Annotated in this window: 19 protein-coding genes and 2 other annotated features; of the genes, 15 read left to right on the top strand and 4 right to left on the bottom strand. The window is 33.2% G+C overall.

Annotated elements, in window-relative coordinates:
- The first annotated feature begins 161 nt into the window (after positions 1-161).
- Positions 162-1046 (top strand): LysR family transcriptional regulator, encoded by an 885-nt coding sequence (locus COJ46_RS07440; RefSeq protein WP_097975067.1) that lies wholly within the window; start codon positions 162-164, stop codon positions 1044-1046.
- 82 nt (positions 1047-1128) lie between these two features.
- Positions 1129-1923 (top strand): SDR family NAD(P)-dependent oxidoreductase, encoded by a 795-nt coding sequence (locus COJ46_RS07435; protein WP_097975069.1) that lies wholly within the window; start codon positions 1129-1131, stop codon positions 1921-1923.
- A 44-nt stretch (positions 1924-1967) separates the two neighbouring features.
- On the opposite strand, the gene COJ46_RS07430 is transcribed toward COJ46_RS07435, so the two are convergent.
- From COJ46_RS07430 to COJ46_RS07415, 4 genes are all read right to left on the bottom strand, one after another.
- Positions 1968-2588: a DUF47 domain-containing protein gene (locus tag COJ46_RS07430; RefSeq protein ID WP_097975071.1), complete on the bottom strand. Its 621-nt coding sequence runs from the start codon at positions 2586-2588 to the stop codon at positions 1968-1970.
- 82 nt (positions 2589-2670) lie between these two features.
- The gene (locus COJ46_RS07425; protein WP_176522494.1) at positions 2671-3756 is read right to left on the bottom strand and encodes a Ger(x)C family spore germination protein; all 1086 of its coding nucleotides are present in this window, start codon (positions 3754-3756) and stop codon (positions 2671-2673) included.
- Between the two features lie 17 nt (positions 3757-3773).
- Positions 3774-4859, bottom strand: a complete 1086-nt coding sequence (locus COJ46_RS07420) for a GerAB/ArcD/ProY family transporter (RefSeq protein WP_097975075.1) — start codon at positions 4857-4859, stop codon at positions 3774-3776.
- Positions 4856-6343: a spore germination protein gene (locus tag COJ46_RS07415; RefSeq protein WP_097975077.1), complete on the bottom strand. Its 1488-nt coding sequence runs from the start codon at positions 6341-6343 to the stop codon at positions 4856-4858. Before COJ46_RS07415 ends, COJ46_RS07420 begins: the two co-directional genes overlap by 4 nt.
- A 237-nt stretch (positions 6344-6580) precedes the next feature.
- Positions 6581-6831, top strand: a binding site (T-box leader).
- Positions 6832-6874: 43 nt separating this feature from the next.
- Positions 6875-7138, top strand: a binding site (T-box leader).
- 111 nt (positions 7139-7249) lie between these two features.
- Between COJ46_RS07415 and trpE the strand changes: the two genes are divergently transcribed.
- From trpE to COJ46_RS07350, 13 genes are all read left to right on the top strand, one after another.
- The gene (gene trpE / locus COJ46_RS07410; RefSeq protein ID WP_286133500.1) at positions 7250-8608 is read left to right on the top strand and encodes an anthranilate synthase component I; all 1359 of its coding nucleotides are present in this window, start codon (positions 7250-7252) and stop codon (positions 8606-8608) included.
- Positions 8605-9216 (top strand): anthranilate synthase component II, encoded by a 612-nt coding sequence (locus COJ46_RS07405; protein ID WP_097975080.1) that lies wholly within the window; start codon positions 8605-8607, stop codon positions 9214-9216. Before trpE ends, COJ46_RS07405 begins: the two co-directional genes overlap by 4 nt.
- Positions 9188-10216, top strand: a complete 1029-nt coding sequence (gene trpD / locus COJ46_RS07400) for an anthranilate phosphoribosyltransferase (RefSeq protein WP_097975082.1) — start codon at positions 9188-9190, stop codon at positions 10214-10216. Before COJ46_RS07405 ends, trpD begins: the two co-directional genes overlap by 29 nt.
- A complete protein-coding gene (gene trpC, locus COJ46_RS07395; protein WP_097975084.1) occupies positions 10217-11005 on the top strand; it encodes an indole-3-glycerol phosphate synthase TrpC in 789 nt (262 codons plus the stop codon).
- A complete protein-coding gene (locus COJ46_RS07390; protein ID WP_097975086.1) occupies positions 11002-11607 on the top strand; it encodes a phosphoribosylanthranilate isomerase in 606 nt (201 codons plus the stop codon). The genes trpC and COJ46_RS07390 overlap by 4 nt, the downstream gene beginning before the upstream one ends.
- Positions 11608-12807 carry a tryptophan synthase subunit beta gene (gene trpB, locus COJ46_RS07385; protein ID WP_097975087.1) on the top strand — a complete coding sequence of 400 codons (1200 nt, stop codon included), beginning with the start codon at positions 11608-11610 and terminating at the stop codon, positions 12805-12807. It abuts the gene before it with no gap.
- A gap of 6 nt (positions 12808-12813) precedes the next feature.
- Positions 12814-13599, top strand: a complete 786-nt coding sequence (gene trpA / locus COJ46_RS07380; RefSeq protein WP_483294969.1) for a tryptophan synthase subunit alpha — start codon at positions 12814-12816, stop codon at positions 13597-13599.
- 659 nt (positions 13600-14258) lie between these two features.
- Entirely contained in the window at positions 14259-14684 is a 426-nt protein-coding gene (locus tag COJ46_RS07375; protein WP_097975091.1) for a DMT family transporter, read from the top strand.
- Positions 14685-14708: 24 nt separating this feature from the next.
- A complete protein-coding gene (locus COJ46_RS07370; protein ID WP_097975093.1) occupies positions 14709-15407 on the top strand; it encodes a Crp/Fnr family transcriptional regulator in 699 nt (232 codons plus the stop codon).
- A 42-nt stretch (positions 15408-15449) separates the two neighbouring features.
- The gene (locus tag COJ46_RS07365; RefSeq protein WP_097975094.1) at positions 15450-15932 is read left to right on the top strand and encodes a DMT family transporter; all 483 of its coding nucleotides are present in this window, start codon (positions 15450-15452) and stop codon (positions 15930-15932) included.
- Between the two features lie 28 nt (positions 15933-15960).
- Entirely contained in the window at positions 15961-16680 is a 720-nt protein-coding gene (locus COJ46_RS07360) for a YjjG family noncanonical pyrimidine nucleotidase (protein WP_097975096.1), read from the top strand.
- A 247-nt stretch (positions 16681-16927) separates the two neighbouring features.
- Positions 16928-18925, top strand: coding sequence for an IucA/IucC family protein (locus COJ46_RS07355; protein WP_176522495.1), 1998 nt, complete (start codon positions 16928-16930; stop codon positions 18923-18925).
- Entirely contained in the window at positions 18922-21012 is a 2091-nt protein-coding gene (locus COJ46_RS07350) for an IucA/IucC family protein (RefSeq protein ID WP_097975100.1), read from the top strand. The genes COJ46_RS07355 and COJ46_RS07350 overlap by 4 nt, the downstream gene beginning before the upstream one ends.
- Positions 21013-21015: the final 3 nt, after the last annotated feature.

The raw sequence follows: 21015 nt of genomic DNA, 5'->3' as shown, positions 1-21015 counted from the left end.
GACAAGCGTTTTCAATCAGTCTGAAATATGTATACGCTCAGAGATTGATTCACCAAGAATCAGTCTTTTCTTTTTCACCTGTTTTATCATATTTCCTATTATAAGAAAAATAAATGATGATAATATTGTTAATAAGTAAATCTGATACTGGGAGATAGAGTATGGATCAAATTCTTTTAGTTTTTATGGCGGTCGCTGAAAAAAGAAACTTTTCAAGAGCGGCTGAGGAGTTACATATGACTCAACCATCCGTTAGTCAGCAAATTCAATTACTTGAAAAGCATATTGGTGCAAAGCTTTTAATTAGAACGAATAAATATGTTCAGTTAACGAAGGCTGGAGAAATTGTTTATTTGCATGCTAAGGAAATAACTAGTTTATACAAACGTATGTCGACACTTGTAAATGATCTGATGAATGAGGCTAGTGGGCATCTTAAAATAGGTGCAAGTTATACATTTGGTGAATATGTATTACCGCAAATTTTAGCGGAAATGAAGAGGCAATTCCCGAATGTCATTCCATCGGTACAAATAGGGAATACGCGAGAAATCGTTCAGGCTGCACTAAGCTATCAAATTGATATTGGTATAGTTGAAGGCGAAGCGACCCATACAAATTTAAATATACAGCCTTTTGCGAATGATGAAATGTATATTATAGCTGGAACTAAGAGCGAAATATTCGCTATTGAAGCTGTAACATTGAATCAAATTGAAAATGAAACTTGGATTGTTAGGGAAGAAGGATCTGGAACAAGGGAAGCGACTGAACGATTATTTGAAGTATTAAAGATACGTCCTAAAAATATAATTGAATTTGGTAGTACACAATTAATTAAAGAAGCTGTAGAAGCTGGCATGGGAATTACCTATCTATCTGAGTTAGCAATAAAAAAAGAAAAGCAGTTACATACCATTGATTACCTAAAAGTAGAAGGGACACCTATTCAACGGAATTTTTCAATTATCACAGATAAAATCGAACTTCAAACGAAATCGATGGAAATATTTATTGAGTTAGTTAAGAAATATTACGAGAAATAAAGTAGGAATCCTTTTTTTATTAAGTTGAACATATAGTAAAACGAAAAGTGTTCAAACGATAAAAAGATAAAGGATAATCCAAATGACTGTCAAAAAACAAAAGGGTAAAACAGTATTAATTACCGGGCCTACGGAAGGAATCGGTTATGAGTTAACTAAATTATTTGCAAAAGATCATTTCAACTTAGTTTTAGTTGCTAGGAATAAAATTAAATTAGAAGAAATGTCTAATTCATTGAAGAAGCAATTCAATATAAAAGTACTAGTTATTACAGAAGACCTGTCTAAAGTAAATTCTGCTAAGTCCATTTTTGATCAAATTACAAAATCCCAAATGGAGATTGATATTCTAGTAAATAATGCTGGAGTTGCCCTATACGGAGATTTTGGTCGGACTGATTTAAATAAAGAGTTAAAGATGATTCAGTTAAATATTGTTACTTTAACAGAGTTAGTAAAATACTTCTTACCAAATATGCTTCAAAAAAAATCGGGCCATATTATTAATATTGCATCTACTTCAGCTTTTCAACCAGGGCCAAAAATGTCTGTCTATGCAGCTTCAAAGGCTTATGTATTATCATTAAGTGAAGCTCTTTCTGAGGAATTAAGACATTCAGGAGTTGCCGTAACAGCTGTTTGTCCAGGACCAACTAGAACGGGAATTATAAATTCATCCGGTGGAAATAATTCAAAACTATTTAAAGGTAAAATTATGAAACCAAAAAAAGTTGCGAAGTTGACTTATGAGGCAGTTAGTAAGAAGAAAACTGTTGTTATTACAGGTATTAAGAATAAAATTTTGGCGCAATCTGTTCGCTTCATTCCACGATCAATCGTTAGAAAACTTGCAAAGAAACTATTAGAAGAGAAATAAAAAAATACAGTCTAATTAGGCTGTATTTTTTAGTTACTATTTAATTACGCATTACCCATAATAATCTGTTCAAGTGTATTAGCTACATCTTGTGCACTATCAGAAACTGCTTCTAGCATTTCATAAATCTCTTTGAACTGAATGATTTTGATTGGATCTTTTTCATTTTTAAATAACTCTTTAATGGAAGTGCGTAATAACGCATCACACTGTGACTCATAATCTTTTACTTGGATCGCATGTACGCGCATTTCTAATAATTTCTTCCTTGAAAGTAACTGAATTGCTTTTAATATTTCATTGGCAGCACTGCGAATATTTTTAACAAACTTCACCATGAATTCATCTATTTGAACAATGGAGTACATTTCGAATGTTGCTGAACATTGCTCCATTCCGTCTAGTACATCGTCCATTTTATTAGCAAGTTCTAGTATATCTTCACGTTCAATTGGTGTAATAAATGTTTTATTTAATTCAACGATAATTTGATGAATAAATGTATCACCTTTTGTTTCATAAGCCTTCATTTCTGCAGAGAATGTTTTTAAATCAGTAGCATTTTTTATTTTAAAATCATCAAAATAAATCGAACACTCATTTACATTATTTGCAATATTTAAGAGCATTTCAAAGAATGTATCATTTTTTTTACCTAGTCTCAAGTATGATTCCTCCTAAAAACAAATTAATTCATATCATTACATTATGTTGCTCAAGAGAATGATCTATTATAAATACTAACTTTTAAAAAACAGGTCCAGTTCGATTTATTTTTACCTTAACGGAAGTTTTGAACTTAACATCCTTATAATCTTTTTTCCAATTTAATTTTTTCCATAAAGTTGGATGAGAACTTGAAATTCTTCTTCCAATTCCAAATGCATCACAATTAGCTTCCAGTAATGAATTATCGATTTCATTAGCTTGATTAGTAAGCAATCGTGAAATTTCTTTATTTAACTTGTCCTTGTTAAGTTTTTCTCCTACCTTACCTGAATAGCTAGTAATTGTTAAATCAAGATTTAGATTTAGTTTACAAGTTATTTTTGACGTTTTTTTATCTATTTTTAAATCTAAATCCCTCTTTATATCTTTTACCCTAAATGAGACTGAACGATTTGGTCCTAATTTTATAGCCATTTCACTATACTTAGTTAATCGGTCCATCATTAATAATAACAGGCTTCCCTTTTCATCAGGTAAACTAATTCCTGAGAACCGATCCCCATCAAATAAGTCTATTCCACCAATTGTAATTTTATCATTCTCATCTTTTTTTACATAAGGTAAGACCATATCACTACCCTCATCAGTAATCTGTTTCCAAGCTATAAAAACAGTCTCTTTCGGAATTTTTGTCATTTCCTCAGCAGCTTCTAATCCTTTTAAGATTTCGAATGCAATTGGACTAGTTCCAGGATCGAGCGAAATAATGTCTGATGCTTTATCTTCTGCAATGACAATTCTAGTAGAAGCGGAGGCTTGTCTAGGTCGATAAAAAATCTCTAAAAAAGGGTAAATTCCTTTTTTAGCAAGTTCTCTTCCAATTAAGATAATATGAGCTTTACTTACATCAATTTGACCAGGTAGCTTATTATTGATTTCAATTCCCATTCCAGATACATTAGAATTCTTTACTTTGACAAGTTCGTCTTTTACTTCAAATTGGCCGCCACCTTTATTTTCGATATTTAATGCTCTAACTGTGGCTAATATATTATTGTCTTTATCTAAGTCTAAACTGATCCCATTCACCATTTTTTTATCTACTAATAGATTTTGATCCCAACAGCTAGCTAAGAAAAAGGTACACAAGCATAAAGTAATCAAGAAGGATTTTCTTATAATTACTCACTCCTTTCAGTCTTAGAGATGATGAAGGATAGGCAAAAGAGAATGAACGGAAGCCCAAATACAACCACATAACTTAAATAAGTTACATATTTGTTAAAGGTAACTAACTGTTCTTCATCAATTGGCATAAGTGTAATAATAAAAATAAGGATTCCACTTAAAACAACATTTTTTTTAAATGAATTTTCTTTACTAATACTTTTCGCTGCTAAAAACATGTAAATAATTACCGACGTTGTCATTGGTACGATCCAAACTGATAAAAAAATCAAATCTAAACGGTCGATCATTTCAAAAGAAAGTACCTTAAAAAGATATAAAACTGGTTCCCGAATTTGCAAAATTTGTGTTGGACTAAAGCTTACTAGACAAAGTATGGTGAAATATGTATAGAATAGTGTCACCGTAATATTGGCAAAACTCGCAGTTTTTAAAATTCCTTTTTCTGAATCAAGAATAAAAGGAAAGATTAGTAAAAGACTTTCAAATCCTAACATTGAAAGTAAAGATTTATGACTTCCCAGTAGTATATTTTTCACACCGGTATGTCCAATTGGTAGAATAAAGCGAAATTCCTTTGGTAAATAAAAGGTAAAGAAGGACAGAAAAAAAAGTAAGATGATTAAGACGGATGATATAACAAAAAATCTTGAAATGATTCTTAAGTCACTAATTGTTAAATAAATGCTAGATAAAATGATAATTAGTGATAATACCCACATAGGAGTAAGCGGCAATAACCAAAGATTTATGGTTCTTATAAAAAGTATACAAGCCAAGCTTCCAATCATAATAAAATAAATATAGATAAAAAAATTACATAACTTACCCACGTATCTACCTAAAATTTTTTTTGTGATTTCTGTATAGATTGCATTTGGATATTTTCTTAGTAATAGCCAATAGATAATTATTGTAATTTGAACTGCTATTCCAGCAACTAATGTGGAAATCCAACCATCACCTTTAGCAGTGCTTTCAACCGCATTTGGCAAGGAGAGTAATCCAATACCTATTTGACTTTGGACAATAAGAAAATAAAGCTGTAATTTAGAAATCGAATTACTATTCGTTATCATTTTTTCTTCCACACCTTAGATATTCTTTGCCGGTCAAGTTTTTGGGGAAGTGCATCGGTTGGTCTTGTATTTTGTTTCCATATAGGAAGCCTCATAAATGTATCCTTAATATCTTCCTTTCTAAAAGGTGCCATTGGTGAAAAGTACGGCATACCAAAGGATTTTAATTTACACATGTGCATAAAGATTAACATTAATGATAAAGTAATCCCAAAAAATCCTAGTATCGACGCCATAATCATAGTTGGAAATCCTAATAATCTCATACTAGTTCCCATTTCACTGACCGGGGCTACAAATGATGCAATCGCTGTAAAACCAATCACAACAATCATCGTGTTTGATACTAAATGCGCTTCAACAATAGCCGTACCAATAACTAATCCACCTACTATACCAATTGTTTGAGCGATAGGAGATGGGAGTCTAATAGCTGCTTCTTTTAACAGCTCTAATATGATTTGCATCATAAATGCCTCTGCAAGAGGAAGAAAAGGTACAAACTCTAAAGAGACTCTAATTGAATAAAGAATTCCGATTGGTAGTACTTCAGAATGGAAAGATACAATTGCGATATAGATTGCAGGTAGACAGATTGCAATAATAAAGCTAAAAACTCTAATAATCCGAAAAAAAGAGCCTATTAACCATCTGTGGTTATAATCGTCAGGAGATTGATAAAAAGCAAAAAAGGTAATTGGTACGACTGACACAGTAGGATTCCCATCTACAAGCAAATTTATTTTTCCGTCCAAAAGATAAGATACAGCCCTATCTGGTCTTTCTGTATTTAATACTTGTGGAAAAGGTGAAAAAGTATTATCCTCAATTAACTCTTCTAGATGTCCTGTAGATTTCAGGCTGTCTACCTCGACAACTGATATTCTATTTTCTATAACTTCAACAAGTTTTCGATTTGCAATTGAATCGATATAAATCATAGCAACCTTTGTATTCGTAATCCTACCAATCGTAAAATATTTAACCTTTAGCTCAGGGTTACGAATTCGTTTTCTTAGTAATTGTATATTTGTATTTATACTTTCAACAAAACCATCACGAGGACCATTAATGTTTTGTTCATTAGCCGGTTCAGAAATTGTACGTTCCTTATCATCTGAAGCTGCCGCTAGAATTCCATTTGAACAATTTTCTTCTAAAATTAGACAAAATCCGTCTAATAAACTATCTCCTAGTTCAGAGATATTTGTTGAATTTTTAATCTCATATGATTTGACGATATTATCTGTCTCATCTTTTGTTTCTCTTAAAATAGGTTCAATAATAAATGATTGAAGTGCCTCAATTTTTATCATCGATTCAAGAAACAAAACGGCAAAAATCTGAGTATTTTTATGAATAATCTTAACGACTAAATCTTCTGTATGACTTAAATATTCTTGAATTATTTCAATATTATTTTTAAGATTGTTTGATAAAATTTCTTCTTTATTTGACGTAATTGTTGTTGTATTGGTTCTCATATTGATACCTCTTTGATGGAAGGTCTAATTGGGTTTATTCTTTCCAAAATTAGGTTGTGTATGCAATGAAGACTTAAATGAAAAATCATTTAAGATTCCGTTTTTTAGATTTACAAAAACGTATAATATTCGTTTTCTAAAAGGTAGAAAAATCGAATCTTGTAGAAATAAACTTGTTGACTTTTTATTTTTTGCATAATAATATAAGGACAATTAATTTAAATAAACATCCATAATTACTTTGCGTTGACGAAGAGTAGTAACGATTACGGAAACTAAAGAGAGCTGATGGTTGGTGCGAATCAGTGTGAAAGTAATCGCGAATGGACTTCCGAGCATTCAAACCGAACCTTAAATAAGTAGTAGGCTTTGGCGAGTAGTCTTCTCGTTACAAAAGACGGGTATTCATTAGAAAGTTGATTGGATACCGACAAAGCGAGCTGTTAATCAGCTAATGAAGGTGGCACCACGGGTCTCTCGTCCTTTTTTAAGACGGGGGGCCCTTTTTGTATTTCTTTAAAATTTAATAAACATAAATCGCTGAGTAAGAAGAGTAAATATTGGTGAATGTCACAGAGAGTTAGACAATGGTGGGAGTCTAATACAGGAACCTTTATCGAATGGACTTACGAGAGGCATCTTGAACAGTAAAGTAGGGATGCACGGATTTCCACCGTTAAAAGGATAGGGTATCGGAATTATTTTAGTAACTTATTCCCGTATCCGAAAAGTGGGATTCAGATCAATCTGATCCAATCTGAGGTGGTACCGCGGTAGCAACTAATCGTCCTCTATATGCACAATCTTTGTGCGTATAGGGGACTTTTTTTATATTCATCATTAAATTTTTGGAGGTCGAACAAATTGTCAGTACAAAACAAAGCAGAAATAGTCATTGAAACGATAATGGGGGATTTGTTTACACCGATTTCATTATTTAAGAAATTGAACGCTAGCAAAAAGTTTTTATTTGAAAGCTCATTTAAGCATAAAGATTCTGGCCGTTATTCATTTGTTGGTTCAAAACCTGCTTTTGAATTGATTGGGACAAATCAAAGTGGTCAAATCATCTATAAAAATGGCCAAAAAGAAGAGTTTGTTGGAAATCCTCTTTTAAAACTGAAAGAGTTAATACCAAAGCAGGATTATTTAGAGGTATTGGATATCCCTTTCATTGGTGGGGGAATTGGGTATGTAGGATATGATATGATTCGCCAGTTTGAAGAGATCGGTGATGAGCTAGAAGATGTTATCGGAATGCCAGATCTTCATTTAATGTTTTTTGAAGTCATTATTGTATTTGATCATTTGGAACAGAAAATTCATTTGGTTGGAACAAAGCTTTCCGATGAAACAACATTAGAAGATTTGAAGAGCGAAATTCAGAAGTATAAGCAAGTAATTCTATCTAATTCAAACCAAGAGGAGGAAGTAAAACCAGTTGTATTTTCTACTTTTGAGTCTGAAGTTAGTAAATCTGACTACATTTCCAAAGTAGAAGAGGCAAAGTCATTTATTCAAAAAGGAGATATTTTTCAAGTCGTTCTATCACATCGAATGGGAGCAAAATTTGAAGGCAATCCATTTGATTACTATCGAAAATTACGAATCCAAAATCCGTCACCCTATATGTATTATATCGATTTTGGTGATAGCGTTGTTGCTGGTACTTCCCCTGAAAGTTTAATAAAAGTTAAAGATAATCAGGTCATAACGAATCCAATTGCCGGTACGAAGCGAAGAGGGAAAACGGATGAACAAGACTTAATGATCGAAAGAGATTTATTACAGGATGAAAAGGAACTTGCCGAACATAAAATGCTTGTTGATTTAGGAAGAAATGATCTAGGCAAAGTTTGCGAGTTTGGAACAATCAAATTAGAAAAATATATGACCGTTGAAAGATACAAATATGTAATGCATATCGTTTCCGAAGTAAGCGGGCAATTAAAAAAACCAAATACTTCACTTGATGCACTTATTGCTTGCTTACCAGCTGGAACCGTATCTGGTGCACCTAAGATTAGAGCAATGGAAATCATTAATGAATTAGAGAGTTCAAAGCGAGGGGTATATTCCGGTGCAGTCGGTTATGTATCAGTTAATGGAAACCTTGATTTTGCATTAGCTATTCGAACGATGATTTTAAAAAATCAAATGGCCTATATTCAAGCAGGTGCAGGTATTGTTTATGACAGTAAACCCGAACACGAATATGAAGAAACCATTAATAAATTAAAAGCTTTTTTGGAGGAAAATCAATGATTTTAATAATTGATCACTATGATTCTTTTACTTACAATCTTTATCAATTTTTAGGAGATCTTGGCGAAGAAATGAAAATCGCTAGATATGACAAAATTTCGATTGATGAAATAAAAGAAATGAATCCAAAAGCAATTATTCTTTCTCCGGGACCCGGCAAACCCGAAGAGAAACAGGAAACGAATGAACTCATTCAAACTTTTTATAAGACAGTCCCAATATTAGGAATTTGCTTAGGGCATCAAGCAATCGGTTATGCATTTGGCGCAAAAATTATTAAAGCTAGACAAATCAAACATGGAAAAACATCGAAAATTAGGCATGATGGCAGTAATTTATTTGCCTACATGTCCCAGCCGCTAGAAGTTATGCGATACCATTCACTCGTAATTGAAAAGGAAACGATACCGCCATTATTTGAAACTTTAGCATTCGCTATGGACGATCAAGAAATCATGGCCATTAAACACCGAAAATATCCAATCTACGGTATGCAATTTCATCCGGAATCCATTGGAACAGAATACGGAAAACAACTTTTATTAAACTTTTTAAATGAAATAAAGGAGGAATTAAAAGATGAAAGAGTACCTTCAACGCTTAGCTAATCGAGAGTCGTTTACAGTAGAAGAGATGCAAGTAGCTGTCGGTAGGATTCTACAGGATGATCAAATATCAGATAGTGAAATCGCAGCATTTCTTGTTGCTTTAAAAACAAAAGGTGAAACAGTAAACGAAATAGCAGGACTAGTAAACGCGATTCGAAATCATACAGTAGGATTTACTAGAAAGTTTCATAATGTCATTGATAATTGTGGTACTGGTGGAGATAATTCATCGAGCTTTAATGTGAGTACAACATCAGCTTTTGTTATTGCGGGAAGTGGAATTCCAATTGCAAAACATGGAAATCGTAGTATGTCTAGCAAAACAGGTAGCGCAGATGTATTAGAACAATTAGGTGTGGAGCTATCGATTCCAACACAAGCTTCCGAAGAGCTTTTAGATGAAATAGGCATTACATTTTTATTTGCTCCATATGTTCATCCAAGATTGAAAAAAGTTATGAAGGTTAGACGTGAGTTGCAAATTCCGACCATTTTTAATTTAATTGGACCTTTAACAAATCCAGTTGAATTAGAGACCCAACTATTAGGAATTTACAGAAGAGATTATTTAGAAGTTTTTGCAGAAGTGTTAAATAAATTAGGACGTAAACGAGCGATTGTATTAAATGGTGCAGGGCATTTAGATGAAGCATCATTAGCTGGTGAAAATCATATCGTCCTACTAGAAAATAATGAGCTGAAAAAGATGACACTTCATCCGGAGGCAGTTGGATTAACCTCTTACCCAAATACAGAAATCAAAGGTGGAGATGCAAAGAGGAATGCAGATATTCTTCTTCGAGTATTAAAAGGAGAAAAAGGAGCTTTTAGAGATACGGTTTTATTAAATGCTGGTTTAGCAATTTATACTTCAGGGATTGTCAATCAAATTACGGATGGTATTAGGAAGGCTGAAGAGAGCATCGATTCTGGTGCAGCTTATGAGAAATTACAAAAACTAGTCGAAAAAACTAGCAAACTAAAAAGAGAGGTTATTTAAATGGAAACCATTTTAGATCGAATCATTTCTCAAAAACAAATCGAAATTAAAAGTTTAAGAGCGATTAGTCGAAAATTAACGAGTGAAACAAAGAATTTATCATTAATCGAAAAATTAAAAGCTGCAGACCGTTTATCGATCATTGCTGAGTTTAAACGAGCATCACCATCAAAAGGTGATATTAATACAAAGCTTAATCCCGCTGAACAGGCAAAGAAATATGAAGAAAATGGAGCAGCTGCAATCTCTGTTTTAACTGATACAACTTTCTTTAAAGGTTCCTTTAAAGATCTGAAAATTGTGCGTGATTCCGTTAATATTCCGATATTATGTAAGGATTTTATTATCGATCCAGTTCAAATAGATATCGCCAAAGAGCATGGAGCAAACATTATTTTACTAATTGCTGCTGCATTACCTTTTACAGAACTAAATCATTTGTATCAATATGCTAAGCAGCAAAATCTTGAAGTATTGATGGAAGTACATGACGAGGAAGATTTAGAAAAAGCACTAAAAATTAAGCCTGGTCTATACGGCATTAATAACCGAAACCTAAAAACATTTGAAGTGGATCTAGGTGTAACTGAAAGACTAGCACCACTTATTCAAGCAGATGGAGGGTTCATTATTAGTGAAAGTGGAATTTTCAATCAGTATGATGCAAAACGTGTAAGAGATGCTGGGGCAAACGGAATTTTAGTCGGAGAGGCATTAATGAGGAGTAATGAATTATCATCAAACATGAGCGAGTTGATGGTTCCTATACTAAAGGAGGCTAAGCAGTGAAAGTGAAAATTTGTGGCATTACCGATTTAAAAACAGCTAAATGTGCAATAAATGCTGGAGCTGATGCCATTGGATTTGTATTTGCAGAAAGTAAACGTCAAATTGAAATTTCTGAAGCAAAAAAGATCATCGAATCACTGCCAGATTCGGTGTTAAAGATTGGCGTTTTTGTAAATGAAACAAAGGAGACATTGGAATCCATTTACGAGGAAGTTGGTTTAACGCATCTTCAGCTACATGGAGATGAAACGCCAGAATTTTGTCGTTCATTATCCTTTCCAGTAATCAAAGCATTACGAGTGGAGTCGGAAAAGGACGTTGAAAAAATCGCAGAATATGATTGTGATTATATTTTAGTAGATAGCCCGAGTGGAAAATATCGTGGCGGAAATGGAACAACATTTAACTGGGATCTTGTTAAATCAAAGAAAATAGATAATTTGATTTTAGCTGGTGGATTGACGATTGAGAATGTAATACCAGCAAGTAGCGTCGTAAAACCAATAATGGTCGATGTAAGTAGTGGAGTCGAAACGAACGGGAAAAAAGATGAAGAAAAAATAAAAAATTTTATAAAAAAAGTTAAATTAGGAGGAATTTAAATGTCTACGTACACACTTCCAGATGTAAAAGGTCATTTCGGTATGTATGGAGGGAAATATATACCTGAAACGCTTGTTCAAGCTATAACTGAATTAGAAGAAGCTTATTCAACTATTAAAGATGATCCAGCATTTAATGAGGAAATTGAAAGTTTGTTAAAGGATTATGTAGGTCGCCAAACACCTCTTTACTTTGCAGAAAATTTAACTAAGCATGCTAACGGAGCTAATATTTATTTAAAACGTGAGGATTTAAATCATACTGGTGCTCACAAAATTAACAACGCGATAGGTCAGGCATTACTTGCGATTCGAATGGGTAAACGAAAAATCGTTGCCGAAACAGGAGCAGGACAACATGGCGTCGCAACTGCAACAGTTTGCGCTCTATTAAATTTAGAATGTGTTATTTTTATGGGTGCTGAGGATGTTCGAAGACAAGAACTGAATGTTTTCCGAATGGAATTACTAGGCGCAAAAGTGATTAGTGTTGAATCAGGAAGTGCGACATTAAAGGATGCAGTAAATGAAGCCCTTCGTTACTGGGTTGCAAATGTAGATGACACTCATTATTTATTAGGATCAGTAATGGGGCCACATCCTTTTCCTATGATGGTAAGAGATTTCCAAAGTGTAATTGGAAAAGAAACAAGACAACAATTTTTAGCGAAGGAAGGTAAACTTCCTGATGCAGTAGTAGCATGTATTGGCGGAGGAAGTAATGCAATTGGTATGTTCCATCCGTTTATTACGGATGGAAGTGTAAAGTTATTTGGAGTAGAAGCGGCTGGGCATGGAATCAATACAGATAAGCAAGCAGCATCTTTAACAAAAGGCGTGCCAGGCGTATTACACGGTGCATTGATGTATTTACTTCAAGATGAAGATGGTCAAATCCAAGAAGCTCATTCAATTTCTGCGGGGCTAGACTACCCAGGAGTAGGTCCTGAGCATTGCTATTTGAAAGATATTGAGAGAGTAAAATATGAATCGATCACAGATGAAGAAGCACTTGAAGCATTCCAATTACTAGCAAGATTAGAAGGAATTATCCCAGCATTAGAAAGTGCACATGCAGTTGCCTATGCAATAAAACTAGCAGCAACGATGAAGAAAGATGAAAACTTAGTCATCTGTTTATCTGGTAGAGGCGATAAAGATGTTCATACCGTTCGTGAGCGATTAAAGGAGGGCAAATAAATGATGTTGAATCGAATTGAATTCCAATTTTCAGAACGACTAAAAAAAGGTGAAAAGCTATTTATTCCATATGTAATGGCAGGAGATGGTGGTCTTGAAGTACTAGGAGGAAGACTTGCTTTACTTGAAAAATTTGGCGCATCAGCAATCGAAATAGGTATTCCATTCTCAGACCCAGTAGCAGATGGATCAGTAATTCAACAAGCGGGAATTCGAGCATTAGAAGCTGGTACAACATTAAAAGCTGTAATTGAAAAAATAAAAGAAGTTCGTAAATTAATTTCTGTACCTTTAATCGTTATGACATATATGAATCCCATTTTAGCTTATGGAATTGACAGATTCGTATCTGACCTTCAGCAAGCAGGAGTAGACGGCTGTATTATTCCTGACTTACCAATCGAAGAAGAAGAAATTATCATCCATCAACTTGAAGAATTTGGAGTAGAACTAATTCGTTTAGTCACAATGGCTACACCAAAAGATCGAATCATTAAAATTGCTAAAAAAGGAAGAGGTTTCTTATACACAGTAACAGTAAAAGGGATTACTGGTGTTCGAAATGAACTAGACGACAGCCTATCATCCTTTTTAAAAAGTGTTAAAGAAATTAGTAATAAACCTGTAATAGCTGGATTCGGTGTATCTACCCCAGAACAAGTAAAGGAATTAAGCCAAGATTGTGATGGAGTCATTGTTGGAAGTAAAATTGTTGATTTATTTAATCAAAATAAGATCAATGAAATTAAACTTTTAATGGAATCAAGTTTAGTAAGCGAGGAAGTAATTTAATGTTAAGTGAATCAGGCTATTTAAGTGGCCTGATTTTTTTATGTTATTTACTTTTGGGGTATTGTATTAATCTTAACCATAATTAAGTCTGAAATATAGTTGAACCTTGGCTATAACTGACCGGTTTTGAGTTTTTTGGATGAAAAGAATTGATTTGAAAATCATTCCATTTAATTTTACCGAGAAACCATTAGAAATACGGTTAGCGGTATGGGTATAATAAACGTTTAATTGCGGTTTTCATATTTTTAATTGCAGATTTCCTATTTTTATTTGCGTTTCCGAGAATTTAATTGCAGATCTGACAATTTTAATAGCGATTATCGAATTTTATTTGCAGTTCCTAAAATAATTGTAGAATGATCCATAAGTATCCACAAAAAATAGACTGTTCCTTAAAAACCTCAACTACAAACTATCCACTAATTTTACAGTTCTCCACATTTTTATGGGAAGTTTTCCACATAATAGCAAAGTATCCACAAAAAACTCACTCCAAAAAAATATAACTACAAACTATCCACAGAAATTTATATAATCTAAAAAGTTTTCCACAATTGCAGAGATCGTTCAATTTTCCTTTGGGACATATGTCCTTCCCAAACAACCTTCCAATATCGTTTAATAATGAAGAAATCAATATGTCAGGAGTGAAAAATATGAAAGGAATTTTATTAGCAATTATCGGCGGAGCATTCATTACACTACAGGGAGTTGCAAATTCTCAAATAAGTAGTGATATAGGTACTTGGCAAGCAGCTACAATTACACAATTTACAGGTTTTATTGTAGCTTTATTCATACTACTATTAATAAAAGATAAAAAATTAGCTGAAGTTAAAAAAGTGAATCCAATTTATTTATTAAGTGGTGCACTTGGAGCATTTGTTATATTTTGTAATGTGACATCAATTCATATTATTGGTGTGACATTTTCAATTTCTGTTCTTTTAATCGCACAGCTAAGTTTAACATTTATCATTGATAGTAGAGGCTGGTTCGGAGTCAAAAAGCTTACTATTAGTCCTTCACAATTTATTGGAATTGGTATGATGATGATCGGTGTGATTGTGTTAGGATCTTAAAAGTAAGTTGGAGGTGAAGTTAACTTGAAATTCACTAGTGATATTGAACAAATTAATCAATTTTTAGCTGAACTTCATATTAAAGAAGTCTTTAATGAGGATTTAAAAGCTCATATGACTCTTCATCGATTCATGCAAGGAGAGCTTATTTGTTCCCAAGGAGACTTACCACAAACTTTGTTTGTTTTAGTAAAAGGGAAAGTCAAAGTTTATACAACTACAGAAGAGGGTAAAACATTAATTCTTTCATTTAAAAAGCCGCTTGAATTAATTGGCGACATTGAATATGTAAGAGGTTCAAATTATATAAATACGGTTGAGGCTGTTTCTCCAGTTGAAATGATTGCTATAGATTATAGGTGGCTAAAAAAATTTGCTAAAGACTATGCACCATTTCTTCAGTTTTTATTAGACATCATAACGGAAAAGTTTCTTATTAAGTCGAATGCGATGAGTTTTAATTTAATGTATCCTGTCGAAGTTCGGCTAGCGAGTTATCTATTATCGGTTTCATACCATGAAGCGAATTCTTTACAAAACGAAAATTTAAATCCGATCAATCTTAAAGACGCAGCAAATCTAATCGGAACGAGTTATCGACATGTTAATCGAGTTATTCAACAGTTCTGTAAGGATGACCTAGTAGAGCGGAAAAATGGGAGTATCCTTATTAAAGATCGAGCCAGTTTGAGTATTCTTGCAAGTAATAATATATATGAATGATAATTTTAGGACTTATACTGAAATTATTTGGAGGTGCAATTTATGATTTATGGATTAATATTATCTTTAATAGCAGGATCACTAATTGGTTTACAAAATATATTCAATAGTAAAGTTAATGAACGGGCGGGAATATGGGTAACAACTACATTTGTATTAGGAATGGGCTTTTTAGCTTCTTTCGGAATGGGGCTTTTATTTGAAGGTAAGGAATTATTTGTTTTGCATAATATGAAAAATTGGTATTGGATTAGCGGAATAGTCGGTGTAGGTGTTGTTTTCTGCTTAACGAATAGTACTAAAATTCTTGGACCAACTTATGCGATATCAATTGTTCTCACATCTCAATTATTGTTTGCAATGTTATTTGATTCTATGGGATGGCTAGGTCTTGAGAAAGTTCCGTTTTCTCCTAAGCATCTAATTGGCGTTTTGCTTATTATCAGTGGTATATTAGTTTTTAAATTAAGCGGAATAAGTTTGAAACGTATTAAGCTAGTTAAAAATCAATCTAGTAAAATATGAATTAAATAAATAGAGATGGGGAAATGTTATGAAAACATACAAAACATTATTATTAGATGTAGATGATACATTATTAGATTTTGGTGCAGCAGAAAAAGTAGCATTACAATCTCTATTTAAAGATCAAAAATTACCATTAACGGATGAAGTTAAGTCAAGGTACAAAGAAATAAACCATGGTCTTTGGAAGTCATTTGAAGAAGGTAAAATAAGTCGTGATGATGTGGTGAACACACGTTTTTCAACTTTATTTAATGAGTTTGGTATTGAAGTTGATGGTTTTCTGCTGGAACAGTCTTACCAAAGTTATTTAGGAGAGGGAAATCAATTAGTTGAAGGTGCGTATGAATTACTTACAAGTCTTCAGCATGAGTTCGAATTATATATTGTTACAAACGGAGTTTCAAAAACACAATATAAACGTTTGAATGCGGCGGGTATTTATCCTTTCTTTAAAGATATTTTCGTTTCTGAGGATACTGGTTATCAAAAACCGATGAAAGAATACTTTCAATATGTATTTGATCGAATTCCAAATATTGAGTTAGATAAGACATTGATTATTGGAGATTCATTTAGCGCGGATATAATTGGTGGGGCAGGGTCAGGAATTGATACTTGCTGGGTCAATCCAAAAATGCTTTCAAATGACTCAGATGTAGTTCCAACCTATGAAATACAAAAACTAGATGAACTTTATAAGATTTTAAATATTGAACAGAAGGTTTTGGTTACTTCATCTAACTAAGACCCCCTTAAAAAGCAAAGTTTTTCACTCAATCTGATCGTTGATTTTTGAATTTAGTTTACACACTTAAAGCAAAAAGTTATATACTTTTTGCTTTTTTATTTTGCATAAATTAGAAAATATTGGAATAAAAATTATTGACACTGATAATCATTATCACTTAATATAATAAATGTGTTTGTGTTGATAATAATTATCATTATCATCTGTTTGGACTTAAATGAAAATCATTAGAGGATGTGTAGAAATGATTAATATTCAGAACAAAGATGGATTAACAAATTATGATCACTTAGATCAGGAAGAGTTAAAAACTTTGGATTATCTTAAAAGCGAAAAACCTGAATTATTGGTAGGCTATCTTTCTAATGTGAAAGCAGGAAGAAGAGGAATTTTTCAACGTCTTTTCCAAGCGTTTATAAGAGAAAAATTAATACCAGATGAAAGAATTACTTGGATAAATGGCGAAGTGTCAAAAATTAACGTAAATCTACCTAGTGGAAGACTTCTGCAAGTTTCTGTTTGCAAATTACACTCACTTGGAAGATTCGATCTAACTGATGATGTAATTCTAATTGACAATACATTATCTAACGAACTAATGCATCCTGTTGAACTGATTGAGTTATTAAAGAATGAAGGTATGTTGGAGGATGCAACTACAGAGCAGTATGAACGATTTAAACACGAAATTCAAAACGGTGTTGCTAATCTAACGTTGGCTTTAACTGGTGCTACGTTAAATCATCATGAATTAGAGGAAAAGGCTAAACAAGTTTCGGTTCATTCTTCAATAGAATGGGCTCTACATCGAAAGAAACAGGACAAAAAATTTAGTCCACTTGCATTTTTTGAACAATGTGTAGTTGAAGGGCATCCTTTACACCCTGGTGCAAAAACAAAGTTTGGCCTTAGTGTAGAAGAGGTAATTCAATACTCACCAGAATGGGGTGGCAAACCAGAAGTAGTCGTTATTGCAGTATCAAAAGACCTTTGTCGAACGACATCTATTGATCAAACTACTATTACAAATTGGTTATTTAAAGAGTATGAAAGTCTACAGCCTGCTGTTGAAGCGGTTTTACATAATAAAGGCTTACAGCTTAGTGATTTTGAATTGATACCAGTTCATCCATGGCAATTTGAAAATACACTAGATGCATTTTATGAAAAAGAGATAGCGCAAGGAAAAATAATTCCAATCAGTGATTTTGTTATTCCAACTCAATCATTAGTGTCATTTCGATCTTTAGCTCCGATTCAAAATTTAGGAGAGAAAAAACATCATTTAAAAACGGCAGTTAACGTGCAAACAACAAGTGCTATTCGTACGGTATCACCTAATGCTGTCGTAAATGGTCCGATACTTTCAAAAATATTTAAAGCAATTCAAGAAAAGGAATATGGATTTGATGGGAGATTTATTGTGCTAGAAGAACGAGCGGGAATTCATTTTAAGCACGAAAGTTTAAATGTTTCTGAGGAAGAGCAATGGAAACTTCAAGCAAATTTAGCTTCTATTTTAAGAGAAAATCCCGAAAACTATGTCCTACTTGAGGATGAAATTCCAATGGCGGCAGCGTCATTAATTTCAAAATCCCCAATAAGTAAAAAGCCAATTGTAATCGAGTTAATTGAAGAATTAGCTAGTGTAAATCGTTTAGATGATATGAACGAGGCTGCTAAACTATTTATTCGTAAATATGCAAGAACGTCATTACCTGGCTTTTTAACAATGATGGTACGTTATGGAATTAGTCTGGAAGGTCATATGCAAAATAGTGTCACGGTCTTTAGAGAAGGTGAGCTAGTACGCATTTTAGTGAGAGATTTTGGTGGAATTCGAATACTTCCGTCAAGAATGTGGAAACAAGGTTTTGAAGCAGAATTTTATCCTGGTTCATCTATTGTTACAGATGAGGAAAGCCAGTTACATAATATAATTTCGTATTCAGTTATGCAGAATCATTTTGCTGAGCTAATAACTTGTATAGTACGTACATTAGAGTTCGATGAAGGAGAGCTATGGGAAGAAATTGTTAACATTAGTAGAGAGATATTCAAGGAATTAAAAAAGGATCCCTTGATTAAAGTACAAGCATCATTGGATGAAAAAGCATTTTTCCAACCAATGATTAACCTAAAAGCTTTAGCAACGATGCGATTACAAGGAGATAGTACTGCTTATTCATTTATGAAAGTTCCAAATCCAATGAAGTACTGGAAAGGAGAAATCGGAGAATGAGCGCAAGTTTAAGCCAAGTATTATTAGAAAAAGATTTTTTATATGAATCATTTGAAAAACTACGTAACGGAGAACTATTGGGAGATGAAGCTGCGAATCTTACTTTTTTAGTAGGCAATATGCCAAATCTAATTCCAAATTATATGGTAAACCTGGAAAAAGGAAGACGTGGTATTTTAAACCGTCTCGTCGGTTCAATGTTAAGAGAAAACATACTTAATTTTTCTACAAACTCACATGATTTATACGTTATTGACTCGATCTATGCACTAAATGTACCAGCTATTACAAGTTTTTGGAGAATGGTTATTCAACAGGTTCAATCTTATAACCTACAATCAGGCAAAACTTATAAACTATATTCTCTTAATGAGGATGAATGTTTGGTTATTCCGGTAAGTCGTACTTATGCGTTTAATCGAATTGAGGTCGACGGTGAAATATTATTTGTTACTGAGAAAGAAGTAACACCAATAAATCACTCGGTTGAACTGTTGGAAATTGTTCGTCACAAAAAAGAGTTCCAATACGAAAGTGAAAAATTTGCTTGGGAGCAGCTTGCAAAGGAACTAATTAATGGAAGTGCGAATCTTGCATTATCCTACGCGTATTGGGATCAAAAGAAAAAAGAGCTTCAAAAGAGAGCTTCAGAATTTAAGATTACGAATGTTTTAGACTGGGTTCTGTTTGAGAAAAAATTAAATTCAGCATTCGACAGTAGCTTATTTTTTGAACAACTTTCGGTTGAAGGGCATAATCTTCATCCAGGTACAAAGACGAAAATCGATATGAAAGCTGAGGATGTTTTTCAATATGCACCTGAGTTTGATGGAGTAGCTGCAATTCAATTTGTCGGTATTTTAAAAGAACGTGTTGAATGGTGTGTGAAAGATGAATTAGAAGAAGATGCAAATAAATTACTATTTAAGGTTTACCCTGAATTAAGAAATGTAGTTGAGCAACAATTTCAGCTACAAGGCCATCGTTTAGAAGAATATGTAATCGTTCCAGTGCATCCATGGCAACTAGAAAACGCTATTTCTGTAGTTTATAAGCAAGAATTGAATGATCAGACTATTGTTCCAATCCAATCATTTCACGTTCCTTGTGGATCAACATCTTCTTTCCGAACTGTTGTACCACTCGGAAACCAAGGGAGCATGAACTATGCAATTAAAGTTGCAGTTAACAGTCAAATGACCTCAACTGTTCGTACAATTTCTGCAAATACAACGAATAATTCTACGATTGTTACTAGATTAATAAAGTCCATTATGGAAATTGAGCAAGTATTAAGTAAACAGTTTGTACCAGTTTATGAGATTGCTGGTTACAATTTCAAAAAAGAAAATGACAAGCAAAAAAATAGGAATTTATCTGCAGTATTACGCGAAAATATTGAGTCATTTACTTTCAATGATGAAGTTGCAATTGTCGGAAGTTCTCTATTTTCAGAATCACCAATTTCAGAAAAGACCATCGTCTCGGAATTAATTGAACAGTATGCTAAAACGACAAATGAATCAATTAGACAGGCTGCTTATCAATTTGTTTCAGAATATGTAAATATTGCGTTACCTGGATTTTTAACACTATTAGTTAAATATGGCATCGGTTTAGAGGGACATTTGCAAAATAGTGTGATGGTATTTAAGAACGGTCAACCTGTCCGGATGCTTTTCCGTGATTGGGGTGGTCTACGAATTTATAAAGAAAGGCTTAAGAAAAACAATTTACATGTAGAGCTTTACGCCGGTTCGATAACGGCGACAGATGACTTGAAAGAAGTGCATAATAAATTATTTTATACGGTATTTCAAAACCATTTAGGAGAGTTAATTTTACAAGTTTGTAATGAGTTCGGTATTAATGAAAGAGAACTATGGCAAGAAATCCATCGAATCTGTAATAAAGTTTTTGACAAATTAAAGGCAGACCCGACGTTAACAGAAAATGTGGCATGTGACCGTGAAGCTCTTTATCAAATGAAAGTTGAGCATAAGGCACTTACAAAAATGCGACTAGATCCTGCGAAGAAAGGATATTCTTACGCAATTGTTCCAAATCCTCTTCATGAATTTAAGTAAAAA

The organism is Bacillus sp. AFS077874, from assembly GCF_002566505.1.
In the GTDB taxonomy this organism is placed as follows: Bacteria; Bacillota; Bacilli; order Bacillales; family Bacillaceae_G; genus Gottfriedia.
This window is presented reverse-complemented; position numbering and strand designations above follow the sequence as displayed.

Coding starts and splice junctions, on each gene's coding strand:
- COJ46_RS07420 (WP_097975075.1), bottom strand. CDS start 4,859: ATGATAACGAATAGTAATTCGATTTCTAAATTACAGCTTTATTTTCTT.
- trpC (WP_097975084.1), top strand. CDS start 10,217: ATGGAAACCATTTTAGATCGAATCATTTCTCAAAAACAAATCGAAATT.
- COJ46_RS07440 (WP_097975067.1), top strand. CDS start 162: ATGGATCAAATTCTTTTAGTTTTTATGGCGGTCGCTGAAAAAAGAAAC.
- trpD (WP_097975082.1), top strand. CDS start 9,188: ATGAAAGAGTACCTTCAACGCTTAGCTAATCGAGAGTCGTTTACAGTA.
- trpB (WP_097975087.1), top strand. CDS start 11,608: ATGTCTACGTACACACTTCCAGATGTAAAAGGTCATTTCGGTATGTAT.
- trpE (WP_286133500.1), top strand. CDS start 7,250: ATGGGGGATTTGTTTACACCGATTTCATTATTTAAGAAATTGAACGCT.
- COJ46_RS07365 (WP_097975094.1), top strand. CDS start 15,450: ATGATTTATGGATTAATATTATCTTTAATAGCAGGATCACTAATTGGT.
- COJ46_RS07405 (WP_097975080.1), top strand. CDS start 8,605: ATGATTTTAATAATTGATCACTATGATTCTTTTACTTACAATCTTTAT.
- COJ46_RS07375 (WP_097975091.1), top strand. CDS start 14,259: ATGAAAGGAATTTTATTAGCAATTATCGGCGGAGCATTCATTACACTA.
- COJ46_RS07415 (WP_097975077.1), bottom strand. CDS start 6,343: ATGAGAACCAATACAACAACAATTACGTCAAATAAAGAAGAAATTTTA.
- COJ46_RS07435 (WP_097975069.1), top strand. CDS start 1,129: ATGACTGTCAAAAAACAAAAGGGTAAAACAGTATTAATTACCGGGCCT.
- COJ46_RS07360 (WP_097975096.1), top strand. CDS start 15,961: ATGAAAACATACAAAACATTATTATTAGATGTAGATGATACATTATTA.
- COJ46_RS07350 (WP_097975100.1), top strand. CDS start 18,922: ATGAGCGCAAGTTTAAGCCAAGTATTATTAGAAAAAGATTTTTTATAT.
- COJ46_RS07355 (WP_176522495.1), top strand. CDS start 16,928: ATGATTAATATTCAGAACAAAGATGGATTAACAAATTATGATCACTTA.